8 protein-coding genes are annotated in these 7,041 nt (G+C 62.2%); 3 read left to right on the top strand and 5 right to left on the bottom strand.

Annotation, left to right across the window (positions count from 1 at the left end):
- From BCY78_RS23220 to BCY78_RS23205, 4 genes are all read right to left on the bottom strand, one after another.
- Positions 1-904 (bottom strand): hypothetical protein (locus BCY78_RS23220; RefSeq protein ID WP_139103302.1); only part of this gene is annotated, 904 nt, incomplete at its 3' end.
- Positions 897-2,732 (bottom strand): hypothetical protein, encoded by a 1,836-nt coding sequence (locus BCY78_RS23215; protein WP_068306588.1) that lies wholly within the window; start codon positions 2,730-2,732, stop codon positions 897-899. The genes BCY78_RS23215 and BCY78_RS23220, both read right to left, overlap by 8 nt.
- 217 nt (positions 2,733-2,949) lie before the next feature.
- Complete coding sequence (locus tag BCY78_RS25745; protein ID WP_068306586.1) at positions 2,950-3,417, bottom strand: AlpA family transcriptional regulator; 468 nt, start codon at positions 3,415-3,417, stop codon at positions 2,950-2,952.
- A gap of 340 nt (positions 3,418-3,757) precedes the next feature.
- Positions 3,758-4,216 (bottom strand): hypothetical protein, encoded by a 459-nt coding sequence (locus BCY78_RS23205; RefSeq protein ID WP_068306584.1) that lies wholly within the window; start codon positions 4,214-4,216, stop codon positions 3,758-3,760.
- 638 nt (positions 4,217-4,854) lie between these two features.
- Here BCY78_RS23205 and BCY78_RS23200 point away from each other — a divergent pair.
- The 3 genes from BCY78_RS23200 (at position 4,855) to BCY78_RS23190 (ending at position 6,690) form a co-directional block, all read left to right on the top strand.
- Positions 4,855-5,292, top strand: a complete 438-nt coding sequence (locus tag BCY78_RS23200; protein ID WP_139103301.1) for a hypothetical protein — start codon at positions 4,855-4,857, stop codon at positions 5,290-5,292.
- A gap of 85 nt (positions 5,293-5,377) precedes the next feature.
- Complete coding sequence (locus tag BCY78_RS23195; RefSeq protein WP_068306580.1) at positions 5,378-6,067, top strand: hypothetical protein; 690 nt, start codon at positions 5,378-5,380, stop codon at positions 6,065-6,067.
- Between the two features lie 50 nt (positions 6,068-6,117).
- The gene (locus tag BCY78_RS23190) at positions 6,118-6,690 is read left to right on the top strand and encodes a hypothetical protein (protein ID WP_068306578.1); all 573 of its coding nucleotides are present in this window, start codon (positions 6,118-6,120) and stop codon (positions 6,688-6,690) included.
- A gap of 84 nt (positions 6,691-6,774) precedes the next feature.
- On the opposite strand, the gene BCY78_RS25440 is transcribed toward BCY78_RS23190, so the two are convergent.
- On the bottom strand, positions 6,775-7,035 hold the full coding sequence (locus BCY78_RS25440) for a hypothetical protein (protein WP_139103300.1): 261 nt from the start codon (positions 7,033-7,035) through the stop codon (positions 6,775-6,777).
- Positions 7,036-7,041 lie beyond the last annotated feature (6 nt).

Here is a 7,041-nt window from a genome sequence, read left to right as displayed (position 1 = left end):
AGCGGGCGGTTTCAGGGTCCGGTGCCAATTCGGTGCGCCGGGCCTCCATTCGGCGGATGCCATCGATGGTGATTGCCACCTCGGCCCCGGCATCGATCTGGACCCGTGCGTACTCTCGGAGCACCTCGATCATGTTGTCGAGCACCGACGCGGCATAGGCCCGCTCATGGACCGCAACGGCTCCGACCTGCATGCGCGAAAGCCGTGCCCTCCATTCCGCGGGGAGATCATCGAGTGTGACCCTGCGGGTTGCCGGCGGCCGGGGCTTGCTGCCTGCGCGGGACGCGCGGGGAGGGGATTTTTGAGCAATCGCCTCCGTCAGGACGACATGCGCGGCCGGGCTGCCCGGCATCAGCGTCGCGATCACGGTCTTGAGCGAGCGCAGGCGCCGGCTCGAGGCGACGTCCGCGGCAAATGCGAGGTAGTCCTCGACCGTCGGGACCTTGATCGACTGGACCGCGCAAAACTCGAGAAACCGCTCGAAGACCCGCAGGTCCTCGAGGCTGAGATCCGCCATCGCGGGTAGATCCCGATAGGGCTCCATAAGCGGGTTGGCGAGCAGCGCCGCGCGATCCGTCCGGGAGCAGACCCGGCTGCGGGGCTGTTTGAGACGGATTGCGTCGCGGATGGTACGCAGGACCGGCGTGCCGGCGGGGAGCAGGCGATCGAGCGCCGTCCGCAGGTTTTCGAGGCGGCGCGGCGAGGCGTCGTCCGCGACAAACCCGAGGAAATCGGTTTCCGAGGGGATGGCGACGCCGGACTTGGCCGCAAATGCAAAAAACGTGTCCAGCGTGCGCAACTCGCGCAGCCCGATCTCAGCCAGACGCGGCGCCGCCAAATACGGCGCGAAATGCGCCGTCGAGAGGATCTCCTCGCGGCTGCGGGTGTCGTAGCGCTTAGTCATCGATCAATCCAATCATCAGATCCTGACCCCGCTCGACGAGCTTGATCGAGTTGAGCCAGCCATAATACGTGCGCAGGGTGTCGGCGGTGTCGTCGATGCGTTTTGCGATCACCTCGATCTCGTTGGGGTGCCGGTCGAGCAGCAGCGAGGTCTGCCCGTGCCGCATCTGGTGCGGGCTCATCGGGAGATTGACGACCGTTCGCATGTGTCGCTCAAATTGCGCGGCAAAATAGTCCGGATCGAGATGCCGCCCCGCCACCCTGACGGCGGGGAAGAGGTATCGGCTTTTTTCTGCATGCGAGAAGAGTGGGCGGATCACGTTGTGATACCAAGTGATCGTGTCGTGGGCGCCGTACTTGTTGTATTTTACGGGGAACTCGATCCTGACGTTGTTTTTCGTGGTGCCGGCGGGCAGGACAACGTGGATCGGTTTGCGGCCTTTGAGGGGGATCGAGATCTGAGCATCCTCGCCGACACAGGTCAGAGCCATGGCGTTTGTCCTCCGGATGGGGGCGCCGCCGATTTCGATGGCCGCGAAACAGGCGCAGACCCCCAACATGCGGACCTGAGACAATTCCCGTTTTGAGAGGCCACGATCTTCGGCCTTGGCTGCGGCCATGATGCGATCGGCCTCGTCACGCAGCGTGAGGTAGGACCCCAAGAAACGGCGCCGCAGGTGCAACTGGTTGACAAGGCCCTCGCAAAACTTGCGGTTTGCCGGCGTCATGGATTTTTCCGCTTCGGCACCCGCTTTGGCGGTTTGGTTGTTGGCGATGATCTGGTCGATGGTCCCGGTGTCGAGCGCAAGATGCACCATGATCTGTTTGATGCCTCTGAGGTACTTTCGCGACGTGCGAGGCTTCAGGCGGCCCTGCTCCTTGGCGACACCGGCTCTGCGGAAAAGCTCGCCCGCAATACCGCAAAGGGTTTCGTCGCAGGCCAGGATGTCTTTGACATCCTGATCCTCTCTGGAGATCACCCCGGTCTCGAGACCCGCGCGCAGGCAGGTCCCAAACGCCGCAACCAACACCTTCGCGTGCTTTGCGTTTATTCGGGTATGCGACTTGGTGACAGGATCCCATGCCTTGGTCGTGACGCGTTCGATCCACGGCAGATATTGTGCCGCCCAGGCCTCGGGCATCGCGGTTGGCTTGAGCGTGCGCGTGCGCGGAACAAACCCGATCGGGTCCCTCGGCAAGTGGGGCAGGGTTTCCGGAAACTCGCGCAGCTCTTCGAGGCGGACGAGCGAGCGTGCATTTGCATCACGGACAGCGCCGCCGAAGTCTTGTAAGATCTGGGCTGCTCTCTGCGCCGTCAGATCTCTCGGCTGCCAGCCGTAAGACCGGGCGATCGTCGCAAATGACCGCAGCAAGGAGAGCTTTTGGGGGTGCCACCGCGCGGAGACGCCGATACGGCCTTTGGTCAGTGGCTCGATCGCCGCGAACAGCTCTGTCCACCCATCGTCCTGCTCGCGCAGGGTGCGTTTTGCCTCGAGTACACCCAGATACTCTTTGAGGGCGGCGAGCACGCGGCGCCGAAATGTCTGATACGCAGCGTTCGTCCGCCATTGAGACGGGTCGAAGCCGTCGAGGGGATATCGCGCCTCCATTTGGTCAAGGCGGGCGTCGATGAGGCTCAGCGGACAATTGGCCAATTTGCCGACCTGCAGGATCGCAGTGACATACCGATCACGGGTCGTTGCGCTGATATCCGTGCGCGCGGCCGTGAATGACTTGACGTCCTCCAGGGTGCGTCCGGCTTTATTGGCTTTGGCGGCCGCCAGCGCCAAACTCGAAGTTGCGGCTGGGCGGCCCGTCAGATCAAGCATGTCGTGGTCCTTTCGATCGTGTTGAGGGGAGAGGGAGTGGATGTCGTGCGGACGCGCGTTGCGTCGCTAAAACGCGCTTCGGACACAGCCCCCCGAGAGTTTGCCGCCGGTGCAAACCGGCAGGGGTCTGTGTCCGCGCCGCTTGCGAGATGTCCTTGTCGCTTGATGGCAATTCGCGTGTCCGAAAGGGTGTCCGGGCATTTCGGTGTCCTCAAATTCAGGGGGTTTTGGGGGGCGCGAGAGAGCCAAAGGCAGGCGCTGGTCGCGCGTACACAGGGAGCGGCTCACGGCTGTGCCAAGCGATGATCTCGGCCCGCCGCCACCGCAGGCCCCGGCGACCTTTGCGGCCGCAAGTCAGATCAATCGGTGCCGGGAAAGGGGGCATGCCTGCAGGCACCGCGCCTTTGGACCACCGGTAAACGATCGAGGGATCGACGCCGGTAAGAGCGGCCACCGCCCGCGCGGTGAGGAGGGGTGCTGCAAGATCATCAAGATTGCGGAGGTCTTGCTCCGCCGCGAGCCCAAGCGCCCGCCACACGACTGACCAACGTGTCGTGCCACCGACCAGGCGGATGCCGAGCGCGGAGAGGACGCGCAAGAGGGGGCGATAATCGCCAGTCTTGCTCGGCTCCAACCCGAAGTATTTGACAAGGTCGTTACGAGAGAGGGGTTTGTCCAGCTGCATGCCAAGGACTTACGCCCCGGCTGCCTCCGTCCCAAAATCGACGGCGGAAGAGTTTTTGCATGCCGTTGGGAGTGGCACCGCGTAGTGGCATGAGGCGATGCGGAAACGGACATTTTTTGCGTCGATTGAAAGCCTTACGATTTTTGGATAGTGGCACGATTGCAGGGATGATCAGCGTTATGGCAGGCCGTCATCCACTTGGGTCTGCCCCCTGCGATGATGCGGGAGGTGTCTCACTTGCCCGGGTCGACGCCGGCCAAGGTTATCCCCGGCCGGGCCATGGTTATCGAGCTCTCTTGATCGCGAGACACAGCCGGCTGCACAGGCTCCAGAGAGGCAACTACCGGATGCCCCTTGATGCAACCAGACGGGCGATAGCGCGGCGCTGGTCTTGATCTGTGCGCAGCGTGTGTTGTGCGAGGGACAACGCCAGCTCCGGTGTGATCCGTGCTGTGGTCTGCACCAATGCTGTGATGGCGCCACCGATGGCCACAGTACCGGCATGCGCCGCGACAATCCGGATGCCGCAATCGGCGGTGTCGCACGCCCGGAATACAAGTCGCGCGTTGCGCAGTGTGACCAGGTCGCGTGCCAAGTCATGCAAGACACGCGCGAATTCGGCTGGCGGGATCTCGCGTCTGCTGCCTTGCTCTACGCGCTCCAGAGTCCTGACGGCCTGAGGAGTTGGGTCCGTCCGCAAGGTTGGTGTCAGGATGCCGCGGAGGGCGCCGAGCAGAGATACCATCTCCGTCGCGAGATCGGCGGCAGCATCGTCGTAGACTGCATCATGTGTCGTCATTGTTTGTCCTCATGTTTGGTGGGTTTGGCGCTCGATCGACACCTTGCTGACCCGACGGCGCCCCGCGGGGCCGGTCGGAGCGGGGGGTGTCCGCAACCGCCCCACGTCCGCCCGGGCCCTTGCGGCGATGACGTTGCCGTTATGCTCCACGCTCTGTCTTGCCCCTCTGATTTGAGAGGCCTGTGGATCATGTCCACGGCTGGCAGCGCGTCTACCGATCGGCTTTTGACAGCCGCCAAGCCGAAGGTTTGACAACCTCGTCTTGGGCTGGATCTCCAACCAGCCGACCGTGGCGAGATTGGTTTCGGGGCCACTCATAGGAGCCGCGTGACCAGCCATGCGTCTCGCAGGGTGTGGGCATGATCAAGCGTGCCAGCCCGAAGGAAGGGCAGGGGCCCGGGGCCCTGTCTGCGCCTTCGGATATCCTCTGCAAAAAAATCAAAAAAAATCGTCGAAACGGTTTTGGCGCGTCGAGGAAGAGACCGAGTTCCTTCTTGTGAGCTCAGATACAGCGCTGCGGGTGGAGAAAAATCCAGCTCTGACAGCCTGTCAGGGGTCTCGCAGAAAAATTTCTTCCGGCCTTCCCGGACGAAACCAACCTTCTCCTCGGGGCGCACGTGCCCCCCCCTGCACAACGAATGGAACACGACGAAATGTCACACGACCAAAACGCCGCAACCCACGCCGAGACCCCGCCCCTCCTCTCGATCATCCTCGCGGCCCTTTATGCGGCACGGCGCATTCCGGAGCACGCCCCGGATATGGCTTTGCCGGCCGGGTTCCACCGCGGCTCGATGATCGCTTTGGAGATCGATCGGGTTCAGGGAGGCTATGTCGCTGATCTGGTGTTCAGCGTGGCGCCGGGAGAGCCGAATATTCTCGGCACACCGGAGAACGCTCCTTGGCCGACCTATCTCGACGCGTTTCTGGCGGGCGCTGCTCTCGTCTGCGAAGTGGTAAACGGCTCCCCTAAGCTGCCGTTCGACGTGGACAACGACGATATCCGTGTGATCGGAATGTCCGATGCCGGAGAGCTCTTCGTAATGCGTCGACCGCTGCCGACCGAGCCTGCGTAACAGCACCCCCACATCCCCACCGGGGCGAGAACGCCCCGGCAATTCCCTGCAAACCTTGGTCACATGGTGCCAAGGCAGATGAGGTATGACGCTGATGAAGCCGCCCATTTTTTTGAAATCACCCGCCATGAGCGGCCCCCTTGCCGGGGCGTTGGTCGATGACCAAGCGCCATGCGCGAAGACTCCGATGCCGTTCAAGGCTGTTCGACGGCTGTACGACGACGCAACTCTTTCAGTGATCCGGGGGCTGACTGGCGACGGGTCGCTCGATCAAGCGTGCGCGCCGATTGCACGGCAAATCATCGATGAGACCTGTTGGCGGTCGATGCGCAAAGGAGCTTTGCAGTTCTGCCGAAGCATGGGTCCCGGGCAGCAACGGCAGCTCGCCCGTGCGTTTGCTTACGACCGCTATCTGCCGACTGCGGTGCTGCCGATTGCTCGACGGATGCCGGGGCTGGGTCGTGACTATTATTGGGTCGAGGTCGCTTACTTCGCCGATGCGATTGGCGTGTTGGGCCGTCCTCAGCACGGGGTCATTCTTGCCTCCGACAAGATATCGGCGGTCGATCACAGTTACTTTGTCGCGCGTGACGTCCAGCATGCTCGTGACCTGTCCGAGCGAGGCACTGCCTTTGCGTCCGCGCTTTCGCACTGGCGCGCGTATCTGACGAGCGCTCACCTGGACTGCGATCAGCTGTCAATGCCCGAGGTAGAGTGCCTCTTGCGAGACGCGCAACATCACGAGCCCTTCGCCCTCGAATACGACCGAGCCTGAGCCGCAAACCGGCCCGGCTCCCACTATCCTCCCTTTCTAAGGAAAATATCATGTCGAGCGACCGCTCCCTAAAAGGCCTCGTGTTTGACGAGGCCGACTTTGACCTCCCCCGAGACTGCGACTTTGAGATGTTGACCGAAACCGTCAGGAGTTATTGCGAAGAGGTACTCCTGCAAGATATCTTCGCTGAGGATCTTGAGGTTTCCGGGATCGCTGCGGAAGGGTTCGGCGACGCAGTGGCGTACTTTGAGCCTGAGCGATCCTGCTATTGGTTGTGCGCCAACACCGGATTCCGGGAGCTGTTCCTCCAGCAGTTCAGCAAGTATGAAGTCCCGGAAGAGCTGGCCGCCTCGGTTCTCGCGACGGGCAGCACCTTGGATGTCGAGTCGCATCTGTGGGACAGGATCAAGACACGGGTCGATGACCGCGACATTGGCGGTGTCGACTCCCTCCTGTCTTTGTTACCTGGTTTGCGATCGAGTGGCCTCTTGGGTGTGACCGAGCAAGGCCAGCTTCAGATGGGCAGTGATTTCTTCACGATCGCCGACCTTCGCCCCAACGATTACGGCCCAGGCCGACGTATCTTTGTCGAGGCCACGATCTGGTGGGGGAGGGATATCTGACGAGTCATAGTGCGGCGCGTTTCTTTGACCGCCGATGGGGCGGCGGTCCAGCGCTTTGGCGAATCCGATTGATGACGTCCAGATTCAGGACGCCCGCGCATCAGAGCAGCGCCCGTCGTTTTCCTTGACTGAAATTTCCTCGGGGCGTTTACTGAACGCCTGTATTTCAGAGAGGAATTGAGGATGGGGTTGTGCAAAGGCGGTGCCGTTGCGGTCTTCGCCCTGAATAGTTTCTGGGCCGTTGGCGCCATGGCGCAAGCCAATTGCCAGGCGGCCCTCCCAGCCTTCACCGCGGCCACGCGCGCTGGTACCGCCGAAGCGCTCTCGACCTATCTGAATGAACATGCCCCG

Origin of the sequence: Pararhodobacter sp. CCB-MM2 (assembly GCF_001691415.1) — a bacterium.
Lineage (GTDB): Bacteria > Pseudomonadota > Alphaproteobacteria > Rhodobacterales > Rhodobacteraceae > Pararhodobacter.
The sequence above is the reverse complement of the archived record's forward strand: the minus strand, read 5'-3'. Positions and strand labels throughout refer to the sequence as shown.